General features: G+C 68.8%; 1 protein-coding gene. It reads right to left on the bottom strand.

Annotated elements, in window-relative coordinates:
- On the bottom strand, positions 1 to 234 hold a 234-nt coding region (locus tag G5A07_RS21765), incomplete at both ends, for a hypothetical protein (protein WP_191864022.1).

Genomic DNA, 234 nt, shown 5'->3' with positions numbered 1-234 from the left:
CGCCTGGCCCGGCGGCTCGGCGCCCTTCCAGTGCCACTGCAACCAGCGGCCGCTGTTGACGATCGAGCCGTCTTCCTCGGCGAAGCAGGAGGTGGGCAGGCGGAACACCGTGGTCTTGATGCTGGCGGTGTCGACGTCGTTGTACTCGCCGACGTTGCGCCAGAACTCCGAGGTCTCGGTCACCAGCGGGTCCATCACCACCATCCACTTCAGGCGCGCCAGCGCGGCGCCGAC

This window comes from Stenotrophomonas sp. AS012628 (assembly GCF_010608305.1).
In the GTDB taxonomy this organism is placed as follows: Bacteria; Pseudomonadota; Gammaproteobacteria; order Xanthomonadales; family Xanthomonadaceae; genus Stenotrophomonas; species Stenotrophomonas geniculata.
The sequence above is the reverse complement of the archived record's forward strand: the minus strand, read 5'-3'. Positions and strand labels throughout refer to the sequence as shown.